An 18,034-nucleotide genomic window follows, 5' to 3' on the forward strand; every position below is an offset into this window, starting at 1 on the left:
GCACCGCGGCCGGGTCGGCGGCGATGCCGAGGCGGCGGCGCAGCCAGCCGGCGACCGTGTCGCGGAGCGCGGGCGTGCCGTAGGTCTGGGGGTAGCCGTGGGCGTCGGAGGCGTCGGCTAGGGCGTCGCGGACGAACTGCGGGGTCGGGTCGACGGGGGTGCCGACCGACAGGTCCACCAGACCGCCCGGATATGCGATCGCCTGGGCTTTGAACGGTTCCAGGCGGTCCCACGGGAAGTCGGGCAGCTGCATGATCGTCCTCCTGACACGGCAAAAGGCCCCCCGTCCCGTGCGGGCGGAGGGCCTTGCCTACGTTACTACTCGCCCTGGGGCGGGAGCGCTGCCACGATCGGGTGGTCGCGCTCGATCTTGCCGACCTTGGAGGCGCCGCCCGGCGAACCGAGCTCCTCGAAGAAGTCGACGTTGACCTTGTAGAAGTCCTTCCACTGGTCAGGAAGGTCATCTTCGTAGTAGATCGCCTCTACCGGGCAGACCGGCTCGCACGCACCGCAGTCGACACACTCGTCCGGGTGGATGTAGAGCTGGCGCTGTCCCTCGTAGATGCAGTCGACAGGGCACTCTTCGATGCAGGCCTTGTCGAGAACGTCCACGCAAGGCTGCGCGATGACGTAGGTCACGCCGTACTCCTCTCAGAACTTCCCGGCCATGCCGTCAGCCACGGCTCACCGTAAGCATGTGGCCAATAGTATTGCGGGAGCAGGGTAGTCATTTCGACGTGGGGGTGCCCGTTGTCATCCCGTTTCGCCGCACAGCTTGTCGTAACGGTCACACCTTCCGATGTCGGCGAGCGTGTCTCGCTGCGCCGGGCGCTACCGTCCGGGGAGTTCTCCGACGTGGTCGGCGTGCTGGAGTCCTGGTCGGAGGGGGTGCTGACGGTCCGCCGCCGCACCGGCGAGATCGCCCGAGTCCCCGAGGGGATCGTCGTGGCGGGGAAGGTCGTGCCGCCGGCGCCGCCGCGCAGAGCGGCTAACCGATCCGTTTGACGTAGTCGCGGGCGAGCGCGTCGGTCCAGGCCGTCACCTCGGCGGCGGACTTGTCGGACGTCACCGTGATCACGAACACGAACCGGCCTTTCCGGACGGCCAGGCGCTGCCGGTAGCGGCCGTCCTCGGTGGTCTCGCGCCGGTGGGCCTCGTCGCCGATTCCGGACGCCTCGACCGGCGGGGCCGCGCCGCCGCCCTTCTGCTCGCGGTCGCTCCGGAAGGCCGCGGCGGCCTCCTTGGCGGAGCCCGAGCGCGTCGCCTCGATCCCGGTGGAGCCGTCGTCGTCGTTCATCAGCAGGCAGTGGGTGCTGTCGGCGCTCGCCATGATCTGGTCTTCGCGTTCGACGACCTCGCCGATCAGCGGGGCGGCCCGCTCGTCGGTGAGGATCTGGCAGCCGGGCGGGACCACGCTCGACCGCCACGGCCTGGTCGTGAGGTACGCGACGGCCGCGACGGCGAGCAGCAACGAGGCCACGATCATGAACTTCTTCACGATCGAGTATTTAGTCAGTTCTCGCGGTGTTTGGGGAAGTCCGGGACGGGCGGCAGATCCTTCGCCACCGACATCGGGAACACCGCGGGCCGCTTCTCCAGGAACGAGGTGACGCCCTCGGCGGCGTCGGGGGCGGCGCCGAGCGCGGTCATCAGCCGGGAGTCGGCCGCATGGGCCTGCCAGGGGGTTTCCGCGGAAAGGCCCGCGTACATCAGCCGGCGGATCGCGGCGACGGCCACGCCCGAGGTGTTGTCGGCGACCTCGCGGGCGAGCGCGTAGGCCGTCGGCAGCAGTTCCTCGGGCTCGACGACCCGCGAGACGAGCCGTCCGGAAAGGGCCTCGGCGGCGGGGAACACCCGGCCGGTCATCGCCCACTCCATGGCCTGGGAGATCCCGACGACCCGCGGCAGATACCAGGACGAAGCGGCCTCGGTGACGATGCCGCGGCGCGCGAACACGAACCCGAACTTGGCGTTGGACGAGGCGATCCGGACGTCCATCGGCAGGGTCATCGTGACGCCGATGCCGACGGCCGCGCCGTTGATCGCGCCGATGACGGGCTTGAGGCAGCGACCGATCCGCAGGACGACGGTGCCGCCGCCGTCGCGCGGGCCGCCGTCCTCAAGGAGGTCCTCGCCGAACATGTCGTCGCTGGCCGCGGAGTTGAAGGTGTCGCCGCCGCCCTGCAGGTCGGCGCCCGCGCAGAAGGCGCGTCCCGCGCCGGTGACCACGACGACGCGGACGGCGTCGTCGGCGTCGACCCGGTCGAAGGCGTCGATCGTCTCGGCGCGCATGATGGTCGTGTAGGCGTTCATGCGGTCGGGCCGGTTGAGGGTGATCGTGGCGATCCCGTCCTCGACCTTGTACTCGATCTGCTGGTAGTCCATCGGAGCCTCCGGCGCTGAAGTGGTCGAGCGCCATTCTAGAAGGGCCTTCTAGGAATCGCGGGAGCGGGCGGGTCACGAACGCCCCTGAAGTCGCCATTCGTCGGATATCTTCAGCTCATGAACTGGGCCGTCGCCACCTACGACTCCGCCTTCGGGTACGTGTCGGCGCACGGCGCCCCCCTGATCGACCTGCTCGACCCTCAGCCAGGCGAGAAGATCATCGACCTGGGGTGCGGCGCGGGCATGTTGACCGCCGAACTGTCGGCGCGCGGTGCCGATCCGCTCGGCCTGGACGGCAATCCGCATCTGATCGCGCAGGCCGGACGCCAGTTCCCCGAACTCTCCTTCGCCGTCGGCGACCCGCACGACTTCACCGTCGCCGACTCCTACGACGCGGTGATCTCCTCCTCAGCGCTGCACTGGATGGCCCGCGACCCCGACGCGGTGCTGCACCGGGTGCACGCCGCGCTGAGGCCGGGCGGCCGGTTCGTCGCCGAGATGGGCGGCGCGGGCAACTGCGCCGAACTGATCGCCGCGATGCAGACGGCGTGGCGCGACTACGACCTGCGCGAACCCGAACTGCCCTGGTACTTCCCGACCCCGGCCGACTACGCGTCACGGCTGGAGGAGGCGGGGTTCACGGTGCGGCTGCTGGAGTTCTTCGACCGTCCGACCCGGATGACGGACGCGCCCGACGGGGCCGCCGACTGGGTTCGGCTCTTCGCGGCGGAGGCCCTGGCCGAGGTGCCGTCGGAGCTGATCGAACCGGTGCTGGCGCGCGTCAACGTGCTGGCGGCGCCGGCGCTGCGCCGCGAATCCGGCTGGGTCGCCGACTACGTGCGCCTCCGGTTCGCGGCCGTCCGCCGGGCCAACTCCAAGCCCGTCCCGGACCTCCCCCTGCTCGGCGCCCTCTGAAACCGTCTCCATGACGATCTGTGGCTGGCCACCCCGGCCACCACAAGCCCCCAACAGCGGCGCCGCCCCCAACCTCTCTGTGACGAGCTGTGGCCAGCCACCCCGGCCGCCACAAGCCACCAACAGCGGCGCCGCCCCCAACCTCCCGATGCGCCCCTGACGGTCGATTGCGGCCCAACCGCGATGCGCCGCTCAGACGGTCCCGAGCAGCCGCACCAGATCCAGCCCCAACACCAGATCCAGATGGACGGCCGTCTCGAACTTCGCCCCCGGTTCCAGCTCGGATCCGGCCAGCGCGTCGAGCACGTCCAGCCCCGCCGCGATATCGAGGTCCTCCCCCACAGCCTCCAGGAACGCCTCGGCCGTCGGCTTGTCGATCGCCCGTGACGGATGAGTCCCCCACCGGGCCACCTCCGCCCGCCAGACCTCGATCCGAGCCGCGCAAGCACTGACCGTTTCCGGCCCGATGACCGCTTCCTCCCGGTAGTGCACGGTCAGCAGCGCCAACCGGAGCGTGAGCGGATCATCCGGTTCTGTGACGGGTGGGGCCCAGGAGGCCACAGTGACGTCCGCGCCGGACGTGACGTTTCCCACACTGAGCGCCCCCGTCAGCGGTTCTCCCGCGTACAGCGGCGGGATGTTCCAGGGCCCGTGATCAGCGTCGTGAGCTGCTGTGGTGAGGCTCTGCCTGTGCAGTCGGGAGGCCAGCCTGCGCAACACGTCGGCGATCAGGCAGACGCGCAGGTCATCCGGCTCGCGGACATAGAGTTTGAGTGGCCCGGGCCGGACTCCGACGACCTGTCCGGTCCGGGTCTCATAGAGGCGCAGCATGTCCTCACCCTAGGCGCGCGCCCGTGGACGCGCGCCTCCCCGGCCGGGTTGATGTGACGCTCGCCACCCCTGCCGTGTGTTCGGCCCGCTGTCAGTACCCGTTGGTAGCCTGCCGCTCTGATGATGAAGCTTCCGATCACCGAGGCGAGCCAGCCGGATCTGTGGGCCCTGGTCCAGGACACGGCGGCCCGGCTCGGGGTGCCCGCGCCCGGCGAGATCGAGCTGTCGCCGGTGCCGGACGTCGCGGCGGCGCCCGGGCGGCTGCTGCTCGGCCTGCCTTATGTGCTGGATCTTCCGGCGGACGAGCTGGCGGCCGTCATCGCGCATGAGCTGGTGCATCTGCACGCGACGGTCCCGGCGCAGGGGTCGGGGGCGGCGGACGCGCTGATCGCGCAGGTGGTGTCGCCGGAGTCGGTGGCGGCGGCGCTCGTCCACGGCTCCTACCTTTCGTTGACTTTCGAGCGGTTCGTCCTGCAGTACGTGGGGCCGCTGGCGGCCGCCGGCTGGTATCCGGTCGATCTCTGGGACGCCTGGCGCTGGACCCTCCGCCAGGACCGCGACCGCTTCCATCTCCCCGAGCTCGCCGGCCGGGTGACGGCCCTGCTGGGCTCCCCTGATCTGCCGCCGCCCGCTCCGGGCGTCCGGCCGGTGCCGTTGCGGCCGCTCGGCATGGAGGCCGAGGCTGCTTTCGCGAAGCTGCTGGCGGAACGCCTGGTGGCGCCGCGCGTCGCGGACGGCCATCTCATCCCCTTCGCACCCTCCCCCGCCCCCTCGGGCGGCGACACCCTGCGCGCGATCACCTTCGACACCGCCGACCAGGCCATCTGGGACGCCGCGACGGCCGCCTGCGCACAGCGAATCCGTGAGGCCGTGGCCGAAATGTTCGGCCATCCGGTCATCTTGGCCGCCCATGTCCTGGATCTGGTCCAGCAGGGCCGCGCCACCGAGATCCTGCGCCGCTGCAACGCGGGCTCCCCCGATCTGTTCCCCGCCGCCCGCGTTCTCGGCCCGCTTCTGGCCGACGCGCTGCACCGCCGCGGCTACCGCCCCGAAACGCTGCTCCAGCAGCACCTTCTCACCGGGCCGGCCTTCGACCGGCTCGACCTGACGGCGCTGACCGCGCCCGTCGAACAGGGCCGTCCCCCGTCCGCCCTGGTCCTCGACCTCCTCACCGGAAACTGACTCTCCGTTATCCAAACGTCGCTCACCGGCGTGCGAGGGATCTTCCCCGCTGCTTAGGCTGCGGCTCATGCGTTCCCTCCCCCTCGCCTTGGTCGCGCTGCTGACCTGCGCCTGCGCCCCCAGCTCAGGCGTTTCCGGTGATTTCCACCCCAGCGGCACCACTTCCCCCGAACCGTCCGCCCGCAGAGCCGCCGTCGCCGACGGTGACCAGCGGCCCGCCGTGCTGACCGCCTACCGGGGCTTCTTCCGCGCTTTCGAACAGGCCCTCGCCACCAACGACGCCAGCGCCCTGCCCGCTTTCGCGAGCCCCGCCATCCACCGCCGCATCACCGCCGAGGCCCGGGAGCAGGCCAAGGCGAAGCTCGTGAAACGTCAGCACAACGCGCTCAATCCGCGCGTCGCCTGGCTGCGCGGCCCCGAAGCCGAGGTGATCGACTGCGTGGTCACCTCAGGGCTCACCAGTTTCGACGCCAGAACCGGCCGCCGCCTGCGCCCGGGAGTGCCCGAGAAGGGAGTCCTGCGGGCACGCCTGACCCGCGACTCCTCCCCTGCCTGGAAAGTCGTCAAGCTGACCCGGGCCAAGACCTCATGCTGACCTCCCTCCTGATGATCACGCTTCCGGCGACCGCGACCGCTACCGCGACCGCGCCCGCGACCGTCCCGGCAGGGCCTGAGTGCGGGGCGGTCAGCCTGCAGTGCGTGCTGACGGCCGGTGGAACAAAGCAAGGCGGAACGAAGAAGGGCCTCCACGGACGTCCGAGGCCGGAGCCCGCGGAGATCGAACTGATCGACTGCCCCGACGGCGCCCAGGTCTGTGTGACGACCTTGATCCCCGTCCCGAAGGTCGCGACCAGGGATGTGGTGGAGATGGCGGTGGCCCGCCTGGCCTTCCCCTTTCCTCGTCCGAGGGTAGCTCCGGCGCCGGTCACCTGGGTGAACCTGTCCACCGCCCTGTGGATAACCCCGGACGGCTGGCGGACGCTGCGGGCGTCGGCGAGCGCCGGGGGCCAGCGGGTGACGATGCGCGGCTCACCCGAACGGATCGTCTGGACTCTGCCCGACGGCGAGGAGGTCTGCACGACCCCCGGAACGGCGAAAGGCCCCTGTTTCCATAGTTTTGTCAGGTCGTCGCGCGGGCCGGTGCCGGTCGTCGCGACCGTCGAATACGTCCTGGACTGGACGTGCGAGGGCCGATGCGACCAGCGTGGCGGCCGCATCGGCCCGCTCCAGGCCCCCGGCCGGACCTCCGTCGAGGTCCGCGAGATCCAGACGTCCGCGAACTGAGCACGCGCGGCGCTCAGACGAGGGCGTAGTCGGCGGCGTCCTCCTTCTTCAGGGCCTTCCGGCGCAGGGTGATCAGCCCGAGCGGCACCGCGACGGCCAGGACGATCGCCGCGATCACCATCGTGAACTGGTAGGCGTCGAGGAAGGCGGCCGGGGTCGGCTCGTCCTGCCGCGAGGAGAGGATCGCGCCGAGCACCGTGATGCCGAGCAGGCCGAACACCTCGCGGGACACGTTCAGCATCCCGCTGGCGACACCTTCCTGACCGGCCGGCGTCGAGCCGATGATCACATCGGTGAGCGGGATCAGCATTCCGGCACCGAGCCCGTAGACCAGGAACCAAGGCAGCAGGTCGAGGTAGCCGGCGTCGCCGCCGAGCGCGGAGATCCCGAGCACGGACGCCGCCATCAGCCCCATCCCGACCGCGGTGAGCGGGCCGGCGCCGAACCGTCGCGCCAGCTTGTCGGAGACCCCGGCCGTCACCGCCATGACCAGCGCGAGCGGCACGAACGCGGCGCCCGCCCTGGTGGGGCTGAAACCGAGGATGTTCTGCAGGTAGAGCGCGAGGAAGAAGTAGATCCCGAAGATCCCGAATGCCCAGAGCCCGGTGATCGTCAGCCCGCCGGTGAACATGGCCCGGCGGAACAGCCCGAGGTCGACCATCGGGTCGGCGGAGCGCAGTTCGATGATCACGAAGGCGGCGGCCGCGACGGCGGAGAGCGCGAACGAGCCGAGGATCAGCGTGGACGTCCAGCCGTGGCCGTCGCCCTCGATGAGCGCGTAGGTGAGGGCGAACAGCGCGACCGACGAGGCGAGCAGCCCCGGCACGTCGACGCTGCGGCGTGATCCGCCTCCGGCGGGCAGGTGGCGGAGCGCGAGCCCGAACGTCAGGGCGCCGAACGGGACGTTGACCAGGAAGATCCAGCCCCAGTCGGCGTGCTGGCTGAGCACGCCGCCGACGAGCGGGCCGAGCGCCAGGGCGAGCGCGCTGGTGGCGCCCCAGATCCCGATGGCCTTGGCGCGTTCTGCGGGCTCGGTGAAGAGCGCGGCGATCGCGGCCAGCGCGGCCGGTGACAGCAGCGCCGCCCCGACGCCCTGCAGCGCCCGCGCCCCGATCAGCATCTCCTGGCTGCCGGCCAGCCCGGCCAGCGCGGACGCCGCCGTGAAGACCACGAGCCCGGTCAGGAACGCGTTCCGGACGCCGAAGACGTCGGCGAGCCGTCCACCGGCCAGCAGCAGCCCGGCGAAGACCAGGATGTAGGAGCTCACGATCCATTCCAGACCGGAGATCGTGAGGTCGAGGTCGCGCTGGATCGACGGCAGCGCGACGTTGACGACGTTGTTGTCGAGATAAGTCATGAACGTTCCGAGGGCTACGGCCCCCAAGGCGATCCAGCGGTTCACCCGGCAGTCCTCTCCTGACCGATGGCTGTACGACGTACTTGTACCCTGTACTTGTACGCCGTACATGTACGTCGTACATCAGAACTTGTACGTCGTATAGTTGTCAAGTGGCACTCACCAAGGAAGCGGTCGTCGACACAGCGCTCAGCCTCGGCGACACCGAAGGGCTGGGCGCGGTCACGATCCGGCGGCTGGCGCAGGAGCTGGGCGTCACGCCCATGGCCCTGTACTGGCATTTCAAGAACAAGGACCAGCTCTTCATCGCGATGATCGACGAGCTGATGGCCGGGGCGTGCGTCGACAAGGCGACCGAGCCTTGGCAGGCCGGGATCCAGCAGCAGGTCGACGCGTTGACGCGCAGTATGCGCGCCCATCCGTACATGCACGAGCTGCTGCACGTCGGCAACAAGATCGATTCACGGAACTTCGCGCACGCGACCGAGTCGGCGCTGGCCTTCCTGACGCGCGCCGGTTTCCCGCTCACCCGCGCCTACCAGGTGGCGTCCTACCTGCTCCAGGGCATCTGCGCGCTGGTGGAGAACCAGCCGTCCCTGCCCGCGTGGCACGACGGCGGCCTCGACGAGTGGAGCCGCCAGCTCAGGCGCAGCGTCAACCTGTATCCGCGGGACGAGTGCCCGCTGCTGGTGGCGTTCTCCGAGTCGATCGACGAAGGGGTCGATCTGGAGGAGTATTTCCGGTTCGGGGTCGAGACCCTGCTGGTCGGCGTCGAGGCGATGGCGGCCAAAGAGTAAGGCGGCCCGCGGGCCGGTGGGCCCGCGAACCGCCTCGGTGGCTCGTGCCTTAGGAAGCGGCCTTCGCCCGCCGGGCGCCGCCACGGCTCCGCAGGGACACACCGTGGTCCACGAGCAGGCGGTGGACGGCCCCGTAGGAACGGCCGGTCTCCGCCGCCAGCTGCCGGATGCTCTGGCCCGCCGCGTACTTGGCGGCCAGATCCTTGGCGAGCTGGTCTCGGCGGTCACCCGTCAATCGCTCACCTTTTTTCACGGCTTCGGACATGACGCCTCCATCCATGGTGGTTCGCTCCTCTAGATCACAGTAACTCCGGATGATCGTGGTTGCTACGGTCGGGGGGAGAGTTCCGTCACCGAAGGCAGTCGGACCATCCAGATTTGTAGGTATTTTGAAGATCGCAATTGCCCCGGAAACTGCCCTCGCCGGAGTCGGCAGGGACACCGATGTGCAGCCGAAGACCCTGCAGGAAAAGGTGGCCAAGACCATCGTCGCGGCGGGTGCGACGGTCGTGCCGCCCGGCGAGGCGGAGGCCCTGGTCTGGCTGCTTCCCGGCGGTCCGGAACCGCTGCTCGAACTCCTAGAGCAAAATCCCGGTATCCAATGGATTCAGCTTCCTTGGGCCGGTGTGGAGCACTTCGCCCCGGCGTTCGCACTGCCCCGCGTCTTCACCTGCGCGAAGGGCGCGTTCGCGCCGCAGGTCAGCGAGCACGCGCTGCTGCTGATCCTGGCCTGCCTGCGCGACGTCGTCCGCAAGGCCCGCACCCCGCACTGGCTGTCGATCGACCCGCGTTCCCTGCACGGCCGCACCGTGACGATCCTGGGCGGCGGCGGAATCGCAACGGAACTGGTCGAACTGCTCGCGCCGTTCCACTGCGAGATCAACATCGTCCGGCGTTCCACGACGCCGATCCCGGGCACCCGTCTGGTCGCCGATCTGCATGACGTCCTGCCCGCGACGGACGTCCTGGTCGCGGCCCTGGCCCTCACTCCGGAGACCCGCCACGTCATCGGCGCCCCCGAACTGGCCCTGCTCCCGCCGCACGCGATCGTCGTGAACGTCGCCCGCGGCCCCCACATCGACACCGACGCCCTCCTGGCGGCCCTGACCTCGGGTTCGATCGCCGCCGCCGGCCTGGACGTCACCGACCCCGAACCGCTCCCCGCCGACCACCCCCTCTGGACCTGCGACACCGCCCTCATCACCTCCCACAACGCCGACTCCTCCACCTACGTGGCCGACATGCTCTGCGCCCGCCTCTCCCGCAACATCGCCGCCTTCATGGCCGGTACTCCCCTGGAAGGGCGAATCGACTCCATCAGGGGCTACTAGCCAGTTTCACCAGGCAAAAGTGACATTACGGATAGTGACCGTGCGGGCGAGTCGGCGTCAGTAGATTTCCCCCATGCCGGACGCTCCCCACGAATCTCTCCACCATCCGTTCCGCGAAGACCCGACCCTCGCCACCAGGGCTCTCCTGGAGGTCTGCGGGGTCGATCTGCGGATCGAGAAGGTCACCGAGCTCAACGTCGACATGACCGAGCTCAGCCCGCTGGAACGCCGCATCGACACGGTCCTCAAGCTCGAGCCCGCGGACCGTCCGCCGTTCGTCATGGGCGTCGAATCCCAGACCAGGCCGGACGAGCGGAAGCGCGAAAGCTGGCCGCAGCACATCACCCATCTCCGGGCGAAGTACCGCACGGAGGTCGGCCTCCTGGTCATCACCCAGCACAGGGCGACCGCTGTGTGGGCCCGTGCCGTCATCACCAGCGGCATCCCCGGCCTGCCCCCGAACCTGATCTTCAAGCCCACCGTCATGGGCCCCGACAACGTCAAAATGATCACCGATCCGGCTCAGGCCCGCCTCCACCCCGCCTACACGGCCCTCACGACCTACATTCACGCGTTTTCCCCAGGCATCGACGAAGCCCTCCGCGTCCTCATGGACTCCCTGGGTACCATCGACACAGAGACCGCCATCACCATCGCCGAGTACACCGAGGCCGGCCTGCAGAAGGCCCCGGCCCTGTCCCTCTGGAAGGCCCTCTTGAGCACCAGCACACACCCCTTCAAGTCCTCCCTCCGCCTCGAAGCCGAAGCCGCAGGTGAGGCGAAGGCTCTCCTGATCGTCCTCAAGGGCCGGAAGATCTGCGTCACCGACGAGATCCGCGACCGCATCCTCGCTTGCACCGACTCCGCCGTCCTCGAGACCTGGCTGGAGCGGGCGGGACACGTGACCAAGATCGAGCAGCTCTTCGCCTGACGACCGCCCGTTGATCGCGTCGAGCCGCGGCAAGTGGACCGTTTGAGCTGACTCAAACCGTCAACACGCCGCAGCTCGACGCGATCATGAGCGGCCGGGCTTCGCCTCGCAGGTCTCGCGACGAGGCTGGACTTCAGGCCTGCCGGGTCGAGGCTGCCGCGCAAACCCCTGCCCTATCCCCGAAAGGCATTTGTGAGCACCGACGCTCAGCCCTTCAAGTCCTCCTTCCGCCTGGAAGCCGAAGCGCGAGGTGAGGCGCGAGGTTGGGCGAAGTCCGTCCTCATCGTGCTCAACAGCCGGAAGGTCAGCGTCCCTGAGGAGATTCGCCAACGCATCCTCGACTGCACGGATGTGGCGCTTCTCCAGACCTGGCTGGACCGGGCAATCCACGCGACCAGGATCGAGCAGGTCATCGACTGACGACCCTTTGATCGTGTCGAGCTGCGGCAAGTGGACCGTTTGAGGGGGCTCAAACCGTCGACACGCCGCAGCTCGAGGCGATCTTGAGGGCGGGCTGCCGGGTTGGGTGGGGAGGTCGGCATCGTCCCGGGTGGGGGTGGGGGTGGGGTGGGGTTAGAAGTCGGGTTCGGGGGTGGTGGGGAAGCGGGCTTGGGTGCGGGCTCGGTCTTGGGCGCGGGTGAGGTGGCCGGGGTCGCGGGAGTCGGTGCGGTCGCCGGTCCTGGGGTGGTCGGGGAGGGGTTCGCGGGGGACGTTGCGGTAGTTCTGGGTGGGGAGGGGGGTGACGTCCGCGGCGTCGACCCAGGCTCGGGAGCCGCGCCAGCCGCCGTCTCGCGCCACCTCGACCCAGAACAGGAGCGCCCACCAGGAGGAGTCGGGGCGGCGTCCCCAGGCCAGGAGGTAGGCCGTTCCCCGTAGCGGCCGGTAGAGGACTACGGGTGGGACGACCACGACAGCACCTGTTCGAACATATGTCCGATTTAATCGTAGATTCTGGTGCATCGCCAAACAGGGGCCGGGCGGGGCGGGGTGGTGCGCCCCGGCCGGGGCTACTGGTCGGCTTGGGCTTTGAGGTGCGCGTTGATGCGCAGGGCCTCGGCGAGCTGGTCTTCCAGGATGATGATCCGGCAGGCCGCGTCCAGGGCGGTGCCGCCGTCGACGAGTTCGCGGGCGCGTTGCGCCAGGCGGAGCTGGTAGCGGGAGAAGCGGCGGTGGCCGCCCTCGGACCGCAGTGGTTCGATCAGTTTGGCGGTGCCCAGGGCCCGCAGGAACGCGGGGGTGACGCCGAGGATTTCGGCGGCCCGGCCCATGCTGTAGGCGGGGTAGTCCTCGTCGTCTATCCGGTCCAGGACCGGATCTGCTCCGGTGCCGGCCTTGTTGCTGGGTGCTGGGGACGTAGGGGTCATGGAACCTTCCGGGAACGCGCCGAAGGGCCCCGGCGCCTGTGCGCCGGGGCCCGAACCTGATTGAGCTTCAACACCATCTGCCGACCGTGAGGCCGGCCTGTCGTTTTCCGCGTAGGGGCGCAGGAGCGCCGGTGCGCGGGGATCGCGTGTGCTTGACCGAAGACCACCAACCTTCCGTGGAGCCGCGGTACCCGGCCGACCGAACGTGCGCCGGCCAGGCGATCCTGATGATGCGAACACTCCTTTCCACTGCCGATCAACCTTCGTGCATTTGCTGAACCGTGTTGCTGCGGCGGGTCGTTGCCCGGAACCCCTTGCACTGCGTCGGCCCCGGCACATCCGTCCTGCTCGCCCGCCGACTGCTCCCGAGCCCCTTGCACTGCCTTGGCTCGTTCACATCCGGCTCCTGTACTGCTGTGGATCTTTACTGCTGACCTGTCTCGAGCGCGCGCCCGACGTACTGAGCCTCCTGCGGCTCTGGCCCGCCGGGCCTTCGCCCGTCTTGCGATCCATCACATCCGGGGCAGTTCGTCCTCTCCCCCGTCTCGTGGACTCGTTCTCTTCGATGACAGGAACACTACCCACACGGATCGCGAATGTCTACATCGATGGGTACAGATTTTCTGGTTTCGCCGGGAGCGTATCTTCCGGCGAGGACGGCTCCGCCTCCGTTATGCGGGCGCGCGAAATCCCTCGCCGACACCGGAGGGCATGAAGACGTCCGGTCAAGACGAGGGCGATCAAACAGAGGCCACCCGAGCGCCTGAGGAGGATCACTCGGCTGGGCAGGGGACGCCGATCGTCGCCCTGCCGCTGACGGGCTTGGCGACGGTACGTCCGGTCAGGCAGCCGCGACGGCCTCGGGGACGGTTTCGTGGAGGCTGAGCGACTGGTCGAGCCGCGTGGTGCGCAGCACCCGGGCGATGCGCGGGTTGGCGGCGGCGAGCGCGAACGAGCCTTCGTGGTTGCGGAGCCGCTGCCAGATGCCGACGAGCACCGCCAGCCCGGTGCTGTCGAGGAACGAGATGGCGGCCAGGTCGACGACGAGTTTCCGCATCCCGTCGTCGAGCAGGTTCAGCAGGAATTCGCGGAGGAGGGGCGCGGTGAAGACGTCCACTTCACCGGCCGGGCTCACCACGATGACGCCGTTCTCCTCCCGTGATTCGAGCCGCAACCGCTGCTCCGCCTGCACCATGGCCACCTCCGCGAAGTTCCTTGTCGATTCCGGTCCCTATCCCCATCTCACGGGTTTCATGCGCCGCGCGACGCCCGAAACCCGTTACGCACGGTACGGGGGCGGCCCGGGCGGCGGGTCGGCGTGCGGTGGGAGACCGCTCGGCGGGACGTCCTGCGGTTCCCCGAACCGGGGCACACCGGCCTCACCGAACCGGGGCGAAGCCCCGAAAGCGGGCGGCGCTCCGAACGGTGGCGGCGCCGCTGGTGATTTTCCGCGCCACCGGCTGGGCGACAGGCTGGCCGCGAGGAGCGCCACTCCTCCGATGAGCGGTAGCTGGGTGGAGAACACCCAGATCGTCCGGCGTTCGAAGTCTTTGGGCAGGAGGTCGGAGACGGCGGTGAACACGCCGCCCGCGTCGAGGCTCCACCAGAGCCCGGCTCCGGCGAACACCACGCCCACGATCAGTGACGCGAGGGGTGAGACCCGCGCGTTGACGACCAGTCCGAGCAGCAGCCCCGCCCCGATGACGGCGAGCAATGCCAGCCAGAAGGTGCCGGTGTGGTCTCCCCCGCCGAATCCGTAGGAGATCTCCTGCTGGATCCGCTCGCCGCCCCAGCCGGCCGCGAGAACGATCGTGGGCAGGCTCACCAAGCCGAGCCCGATCCCCAAAACATGCCTGATCCCGTTTTCCACGACATCCTCCGTTCCGTGCCTTGGAGTCTCCCGCGCCCCACCCCGTTCCCCCTGACCGGATCCGGACATCACGAAATTGTCGGTGCGCTCCCCTAGGGTCGGCTCATGAGAGCCGCCGGAACGTTCACCGTCGCTTCGTTCGTCCCCACCGAGGTGGTGCCGGTCCCCGCCGTCCCCACGGCCTTGCCGGTGGGGGTCTCCACGATGGAGAAGGTGTACGAGGGTGAGGTCGACGGCCGTTCGGCGACTCTGTTCACCGCCGCGTTCGACCACGCTTCCGGCCGCGGCACCTATGTGGCCATGGAGTCGTTCGAAGGTTCGCTCCGCGGCCGGCGGGGCGCTTTCAACTTCGTGCACTCGGCGACGACCTCGGGCAGCGACCGCACCGCGGAGTTCTTCACGATCGTCCCCGCGAGCGGCACCGGCGAGCTCACTGGAATCACGGGCACCGGCGGAATGGCCGTAGACCCTGACGGCACCCACCGCATCTGGTTCGACTACACCGTCGCCTGACGGCCGTTCATTCGCGCGTTTCCTGCACCGCGTCCATGAGCCCGCAGATCCGTCGGGCCCGCTCAGCCCGTTCCTCCTGCTGTTCGGCGGTCTCCCCCAGCAGGTAGCGGCTCCGCTCCGTCGGCACGACGTCGAGCAGCTCCACCAGCGCGTGCGCCAGAAACGACACTTTGCGCCGGTCCGTCCACCCCGCCGCGTCACTCACTCGACGCCCGATACCCGCACTCATGCGGGACGACCTCGATCTTCACTTCGAGCAGCGCCTGCGCCTCCAACGCCACTTCCAGTTCCTCGGGCGTATCCGCGATGACGGTCATCACCAGCCCGTGAAACACCTCATGCCAGTCCAGCCCGATCCTGTCCATCCGCGTAGCCACATACGCGACTTTCTCCCACTTCGTCTCCCGAACATTCCACCCAGGCAGTGCGCTCATGTCCGACATCGTAGCTCGGGAGACCTAGGGAGACCTAGGAATACCCTGAATATCTTGCGTATCCGCAGGTCACCTACGGTAGATCTATGGAGATCCACATCGACCCTGACGGCCTGGAGGCTCCCTACCTCCAGCTCGCCAGGATCTTGCGCGACAAGATCGCGAACGGTGAGATCCCTCTGGGCAAGCGCATCCCGTCGCTTCCCGAGCTGGAACAAGCAACTGGCCTCGCCCGCAACACCGTCTACCGTGCGGTGTCCGTACTCCGCGAGGAAGGCCTCATCAAGGCGGCCCCCGGCAGGGGCTCGTTCGTGGTCAAGCTCCCGGGCAACCCCACCGGCTGACGAGCCGACCACCGCACACACAGCCAACCGCGACCCAGCTCGCCGACGCGAGCCCGCTCGCCTGCGCCGACGCCGAACGCTCCGCCTGGCGCGCGACGCATAGATCGTCAAACTCTCCGACGTGACGACCCGCATCCGAGCCACCACGCTTCCCAACCAATCCGCAGGCGCGTGACGTCCGAGGCTTCCGTTTCCCAATCTGGAACCGGACGAATACCACAAAACGTCAGCAAAGCTCAGCGAACGTCGCGATAACGGTTCTGACGTGAACCTTTTGCTCCAAGTTGCGGCTGAGTAGTCTCGCTCTGCGCACACTCCCGGCAGCCCGGATCGAGCCGACCATGACCCAGGCGAGCACCACCGCACTAGCCCTCTGCTCCCTGCTGCTCATCACGCTCTCCGCATCGGCCTGCACCTCCGAACCCACCAGCTCCGGCACCTTCCATCCGGCCGGCGAAGCGACGCCCCTCACCGCCACCGGAACGCCGGGAGCGACCGGACCCGCCGCAGGAAGCACTCCAACACTTCCGCCCGCAGAGATCGACGCGATCGCGCTCCGCCGCTACCGGGACTTCCAGGCCGCCTACCAGCAGGCCTATGCGACCGGGGATGCCTCGGTTCTCAGCGGCGTCGTTATGGATCCACTCCTAGGAATCATCACGAAGGACGTCGAAACAGAGACGTCTAAGGGTGTGCTCTGGAGATTCAATAACATCCTAAACCCCAAGGTAGGCAGCAAGTCGAAGGATGGGACAGCGGTCCTCATCGTTGACTGCCTAGCCACGCTCCAGGCCACCAAGGTGATGGTCGAAACCGGAAAAGTCGTTCAGGCCAAACGACTTGGCGCCCACCTCTATCAAGCCCGGCTTCTCTGGGATGGCACGACCTGGACAACGGCGGAAGCAAGAAAGGGAAAGCCATGCTGACCTCATCCAGAACTTTCCTATCTCTCGCCGTCCTCACATTGCCAACAGCATTTCTCTCGCCCGCCTCACCCGCTTCAGCAGCGCCATGCGAAATTGTAAATGGCGAACTCGTCTGCTCAAAAGATGGAGAGAAGCCCGGCGACAACAACAACGGCAATGGCGGAAACGGCGGCAACAATGATCCCGCCCCCAAGAATCCAGGCGGTGGCTTCAATGACGACGATCCGGATAATGCACCACAAAACAACGCGCCCGTAGACTATGACGCCATAAAGGCGATCAAATTTCCGATACCAGAGGTCATGACCGCGCCAGCGGACAAGGCGTTCGTTCAGATGCGAACATCCTTCTGGGTGCAGGATTATATCGATGATGAAGGCCGATACGACATCGACCTGCCCATCAAAGAAAAAGGCTTTAAGCCCGTCACTCTCCACGCCAAAGTAGTCTTTAAGCGGCTCGATATTTTCGTGACGGAGCAGCCGAAGCCGGTCCCCTGCTTTACCACTGGACAAGTTGGCGGCGAGGGCGAGGGGACGCCCTGCGAGTATATCTTTAAATACTCTTCGGCACATCTAAACAAGCCTTCGCACAGAGTCACCGCCACACTTACTTGGGACATCTTCTGGGAGTGCATTCCGAGGAGTGCCTGCGTGGGTACAGGTGAAGGCGAGATCATAAACTGGATCTCCAACCCGAACCCCGTACCTCCATCTGCGATAGATCTTCCTGTAACAGAAATTCAGACCGAGGCCAACTGAATCTAGGGGGTTGGCCATGAATTCACCGCACAGGAATGCCAATACTAGCAAGATGCGCCAGAGCATCTTTGTTTTCGCAGCCCTTGCAATCGCCGCTAGCGCCTGCAGCAGCAAAGAACCCACTCCCAGCACAAGCCCCAGCCCAATATCAGGACCGACAAGCGAACCTCCTCCCACATTCACACTCTCCCAGGTCGCGGGATCGATTCTTAAGAAGGCCGACTACGGCCCTTCCTGGCATGAGATGGATTCAAAAACAAGGCGACCTATCCTTCTGAAAAGCAAGATTGAGCTCTGCGCCAGGACAGAGCTGAGCCCGTCGGGTAATCCTCGCATCATCATGAGCCAGTTCGCCGAGAAAAATTACCAGCACAACGGCGGAAACCATGCCGAACTATTCCTTCTATACTCGGACGCCACCAATGCATCAGATGCATTTTCGGAGCTTCGCGAGAAGGTGAATAAGTGCAAGAAGAAGATCATTGTTAAGCGAACCCCGCTGCCCGACTCCGACAACAAACGATTCGATGCCGGGTTCGATTCAGAGTGGTCCGACAATGATAAGCCAGTCGCCAAATGGACGCGCATTGGCGGATTTCAGAAAGCAGATTTCGCGGACTATTTCGGCAAATACAATGTAGTATATACCGCCTTCGACTACGCACTCCGCGGAAATCTCGTCGTGGTATCCCTTTATTGGGAAGGCACAGAGCCAGCTAAGTCCGGGGCTCCGATTGCGAAGCGGGCGGAAGCGTTGCTGGTGAAGCAGTTGGAGCGGCTGGGCTGAGGGTGGGTTTCAAGGTCCTCGG

Annotated in this window: 26 protein-coding genes and 1 pseudogene; 14 read left to right on the forward strand and 13 right to left on the reverse strand. The window is 67.5% G+C overall.

The window, feature by feature from the left end:
- Both ACYVE7_RS02875 and fdxA read right to left on the reverse strand, forming a co-directional pair.
- Nucleotides 1–256 (reverse strand): annotated as a pseudogene (locus tag ACYVE7_RS02875) (succinyldiaminopimelate transaminase); the annotation flags it as partial.
- Between the two features lie 62 nt (nucleotides 257–318).
- The gene (gene fdxA / locus ACYVE7_RS02880; RefSeq protein WP_460362926.1) at nucleotides 319–639 is read right to left on the reverse strand and encodes a ferredoxin; all 321 of its coding nucleotides are present in this window, start codon (nucleotides 637–639) and stop codon (nucleotides 319–321) included.
- A 111-nt stretch (nucleotides 640–750) separates the two neighbouring features.
- Here fdxA and ACYVE7_RS02885 point away from each other — a divergent pair, with 111 nt between their 5' ends.
- Nucleotides 751–1,005, forward strand: a complete 255-nt coding sequence (locus tag ACYVE7_RS02885) for a putative acetyltransferase (RefSeq protein WP_460362927.1) — start codon at nucleotides 751–753, stop codon at nucleotides 1,003–1,005.
- Here ACYVE7_RS02885 and ACYVE7_RS02890 read toward each other — a convergent pair.
- Nucleotides 989–1,498, reverse strand: a complete 510-nt coding sequence (locus ACYVE7_RS02890) for a hypothetical protein (RefSeq protein ID WP_460362928.1) — start codon at nucleotides 1,496–1,498, stop codon at nucleotides 989–991. The genes ACYVE7_RS02885 and ACYVE7_RS02890 overlap by 17 nt on opposite strands.
- Before the next feature lie 14 nt (nucleotides 1,499–1,512).
- Nucleotides 1,513–2,385: an enoyl-CoA hydratase-related protein gene (locus ACYVE7_RS02895; protein ID WP_460362929.1), complete on the reverse strand. Its 873-nt coding sequence runs from the start codon at nucleotides 2,383–2,385 to the stop codon at nucleotides 1,513–1,515.
- A 117-nt stretch (nucleotides 2,386–2,502) separates the two neighbouring features.
- Here ACYVE7_RS02895 and ACYVE7_RS02900 point away from each other — a divergent pair, with 117 nt between their 5' ends.
- Nucleotides 2,503–3,300 carry a class I SAM-dependent methyltransferase gene (locus ACYVE7_RS02900; protein ID WP_460362930.1) on the forward strand — a complete coding sequence of 266 codons (798 nt, stop codon included), beginning with the start codon at nucleotides 2,503–2,505 and terminating at the stop codon, nucleotides 3,298–3,300.
- 192 nt (nucleotides 3,301–3,492) lie between these two features.
- Here the strand turns inward: ACYVE7_RS02900 and ACYVE7_RS02905 are convergent, their stop codons facing one another.
- Nucleotides 3,493–4,131, reverse strand: coding sequence for a hypothetical protein (locus ACYVE7_RS02905; RefSeq protein ID WP_460362931.1), 639 nt, complete (start codon nucleotides 4,129–4,131; stop codon nucleotides 3,493–3,495).
- A 120-nt stretch (nucleotides 4,132–4,251) separates the two neighbouring features.
- Between ACYVE7_RS02905 and ACYVE7_RS02910 the strand changes: the two genes are divergently transcribed.
- The 3 genes from ACYVE7_RS02910 (at nucleotide 4,252) to ACYVE7_RS02920 (ending at nucleotide 6,597) form a co-directional block, all read left to right on the forward strand.
- Nucleotides 4,252–5,313 (forward strand): M48 family metallopeptidase, encoded by a 1,062-nt coding sequence (locus ACYVE7_RS02910; RefSeq protein ID WP_460362932.1) that lies wholly within the window; start codon nucleotides 4,252–4,254, stop codon nucleotides 5,311–5,313.
- Between the two features lie 67 nt (nucleotides 5,314–5,380).
- Nucleotides 5,381–5,908 (forward strand): hypothetical protein, encoded by a 528-nt coding sequence (locus tag ACYVE7_RS02915; RefSeq protein ID WP_460362933.1) that lies wholly within the window; start codon nucleotides 5,381–5,383, stop codon nucleotides 5,906–5,908.
- Between the two features lie 11 nt (nucleotides 5,909–5,919).
- Nucleotides 5,920–6,597, forward strand: coding sequence for a hypothetical protein (locus ACYVE7_RS02920; protein WP_460362934.1), 678 nt, complete (start codon nucleotides 5,920–5,922; stop codon nucleotides 6,595–6,597).
- A gap of 13 nt (nucleotides 6,598–6,610) precedes the next feature.
- Here the strand turns inward: ACYVE7_RS02920 and ACYVE7_RS02925 are convergent, their stop codons facing one another.
- Nucleotides 6,611–7,999 (reverse strand): MFS transporter, encoded by a 1,389-nt coding sequence (locus tag ACYVE7_RS02925; RefSeq protein WP_460362935.1) that lies wholly within the window; start codon nucleotides 7,997–7,999, stop codon nucleotides 6,611–6,613.
- A gap of 107 nt (nucleotides 8,000–8,106) precedes the next feature.
- On the opposite strand from ACYVE7_RS02925, the gene ACYVE7_RS02930 reads away from it, so the two are divergent.
- Nucleotides 8,107–8,751, forward strand: coding sequence for a TetR family transcriptional regulator (locus ACYVE7_RS02930; protein ID WP_460362936.1), 645 nt, complete (start codon nucleotides 8,107–8,109; stop codon nucleotides 8,749–8,751).
- 49 nt (nucleotides 8,752–8,800) lie between these two features.
- Here ACYVE7_RS02930 and ACYVE7_RS02935 read toward each other — a convergent pair whose 3' ends face one another.
- Nucleotides 8,801–9,016, reverse strand: coding sequence for a helix-turn-helix domain-containing protein (locus tag ACYVE7_RS02935; protein ID WP_460362937.1), 216 nt, complete (start codon nucleotides 9,014–9,016; stop codon nucleotides 8,801–8,803).
- Between the two features lie 181 nt (nucleotides 9,017–9,197).
- Between ACYVE7_RS02935 and ACYVE7_RS02940 the strand changes: the two genes are divergently transcribed.
- The 3 genes from ACYVE7_RS02940 to ACYVE7_RS02950 all read left to right on the forward strand — a co-directional run bounded on the left by ACYVE7_RS02940 (nucleotide 9,198) and on the right by ACYVE7_RS02950 (nucleotide 11,433).
- Nucleotides 9,198–10,082 (forward strand): NAD(P)-dependent oxidoreductase, encoded by an 885-nt coding sequence (locus ACYVE7_RS02940; protein WP_460362938.1) that lies wholly within the window; start codon nucleotides 9,198–9,200, stop codon nucleotides 10,080–10,082.
- A 73-nt stretch (nucleotides 10,083–10,155) separates the two neighbouring features.
- A complete protein-coding gene (locus ACYVE7_RS02945) occupies nucleotides 10,156–11,013 on the forward strand; it encodes a hypothetical protein (protein ID WP_460362939.1) in 858 nt (285 codons plus the stop codon).
- A gap of 192 nt (nucleotides 11,014–11,205) precedes the next feature.
- Nucleotides 11,206–11,433 (forward strand): hypothetical protein, encoded by a 228-nt coding sequence (locus tag ACYVE7_RS02950; RefSeq protein WP_460362940.1) that lies wholly within the window; start codon nucleotides 11,206–11,208, stop codon nucleotides 11,431–11,433.
- A 153-nt stretch (nucleotides 11,434–11,586) separates the two neighbouring features.
- Here the strand turns inward: ACYVE7_RS02950 and ACYVE7_RS02955 are convergent, their stop codons facing one another.
- From ACYVE7_RS02955 to ACYVE7_RS02970, 4 genes are all read right to left on the reverse strand, one after another.
- Nucleotides 11,587–11,922 carry a hypothetical protein gene (locus tag ACYVE7_RS02955; RefSeq protein WP_460362941.1) on the reverse strand — a complete coding sequence of 112 codons (336 nt, stop codon included), beginning with the start codon at nucleotides 11,920–11,922 and terminating at the stop codon, nucleotides 11,587–11,589.
- Between the two features lie 98 nt (nucleotides 11,923–12,020).
- The gene (locus ACYVE7_RS02960; RefSeq protein WP_460362942.1) at nucleotides 12,021–12,377 is read right to left on the reverse strand and encodes a helix-turn-helix domain-containing protein; all 357 of its coding nucleotides are present in this window, start codon (nucleotides 12,375–12,377) and stop codon (nucleotides 12,021–12,023) included.
- Nucleotides 12,378–13,218: 841 nt separating this feature from the next.
- Entirely contained in the window at nucleotides 13,219–13,572 is a 354-nt protein-coding gene (locus tag ACYVE7_RS02965; RefSeq protein WP_460362983.1) for an STAS domain-containing protein, read from the reverse strand.
- A gap of 84 nt (nucleotides 13,573–13,656) precedes the next feature.
- Nucleotides 13,657–14,247, reverse strand: coding sequence for a hypothetical protein (locus ACYVE7_RS02970; RefSeq protein WP_460362943.1), 591 nt, complete (start codon nucleotides 14,245–14,247; stop codon nucleotides 13,657–13,659).
- Between the two features lie 105 nt (nucleotides 14,248–14,352).
- On the opposite strand from ACYVE7_RS02970, the gene ACYVE7_RS02975 reads away from it, so the two are divergent.
- Complete coding sequence (locus ACYVE7_RS02975; protein WP_460362944.1) at nucleotides 14,353–14,760, forward strand: DUF3224 domain-containing protein; 408 nt, start codon at nucleotides 14,353–14,355, stop codon at nucleotides 14,758–14,760.
- A gap of 7 nt (nucleotides 14,761–14,767) precedes the next feature.
- Here the strand turns inward: ACYVE7_RS02975 and ACYVE7_RS02980 are convergent, their stop codons facing one another.
- Nucleotides 14,768–14,929, reverse strand: coding sequence for a hypothetical protein (locus ACYVE7_RS02980; RefSeq protein WP_460362945.1), 162 nt, complete (start codon nucleotides 14,927–14,929; stop codon nucleotides 14,768–14,770).
- A 28-nt stretch (nucleotides 14,930–14,957) separates the two neighbouring features.
- The gene (locus tag ACYVE7_RS02985) at nucleotides 14,958–15,194 is read right to left on the reverse strand and encodes a hypothetical protein (protein ID WP_460362946.1); all 237 of its coding nucleotides are present in this window, start codon (nucleotides 15,192–15,194) and stop codon (nucleotides 14,958–14,960) included.
- A gap of 86 nt (nucleotides 15,195–15,280) precedes the next feature.
- Between ACYVE7_RS02985 and ACYVE7_RS02990 the strand changes: the two genes are divergently transcribed.
- The 4 genes from ACYVE7_RS02990 (at nucleotide 15,281) to ACYVE7_RS03005 (ending at nucleotide 18,012) form a co-directional block, all read left to right on the forward strand.
- A complete protein-coding gene (locus ACYVE7_RS02990) occupies nucleotides 15,281–15,538 on the forward strand; it encodes a GntR family transcriptional regulator (RefSeq protein ID WP_460362947.1) in 258 nt (85 codons plus the stop codon).
- 341 nt (nucleotides 15,539–15,879) lie between these two features.
- Nucleotides 15,880–16,464: a hypothetical protein gene (locus ACYVE7_RS02995; RefSeq protein WP_460362948.1), complete on the forward strand. Its 585-nt coding sequence runs from the start codon at nucleotides 15,880–15,882 to the stop codon at nucleotides 16,462–16,464.
- Complete coding sequence (locus tag ACYVE7_RS03000) at nucleotides 16,458–17,225, forward strand: hypothetical protein (protein WP_460362949.1); 768 nt, start codon at nucleotides 16,458–16,460, stop codon at nucleotides 17,223–17,225. Before ACYVE7_RS02995 ends, ACYVE7_RS03000 begins: the two co-directional genes overlap by 7 nt.
- A 52-nt stretch (nucleotides 17,226–17,277) precedes the next feature.
- Nucleotides 17,278–18,012 carry a hypothetical protein gene (locus tag ACYVE7_RS03005; RefSeq protein ID WP_460362951.1) on the forward strand — a complete coding sequence of 245 codons (735 nt, stop codon included), beginning with the start codon at nucleotides 17,278–17,280 and terminating at the stop codon, nucleotides 18,010–18,012.
- The last annotated feature ends 22 nt before the right edge of the window (nucleotides 18,013–18,034 follow it).

The organism is Actinocorallia lasiicapitis (assembly GCF_054778695.1).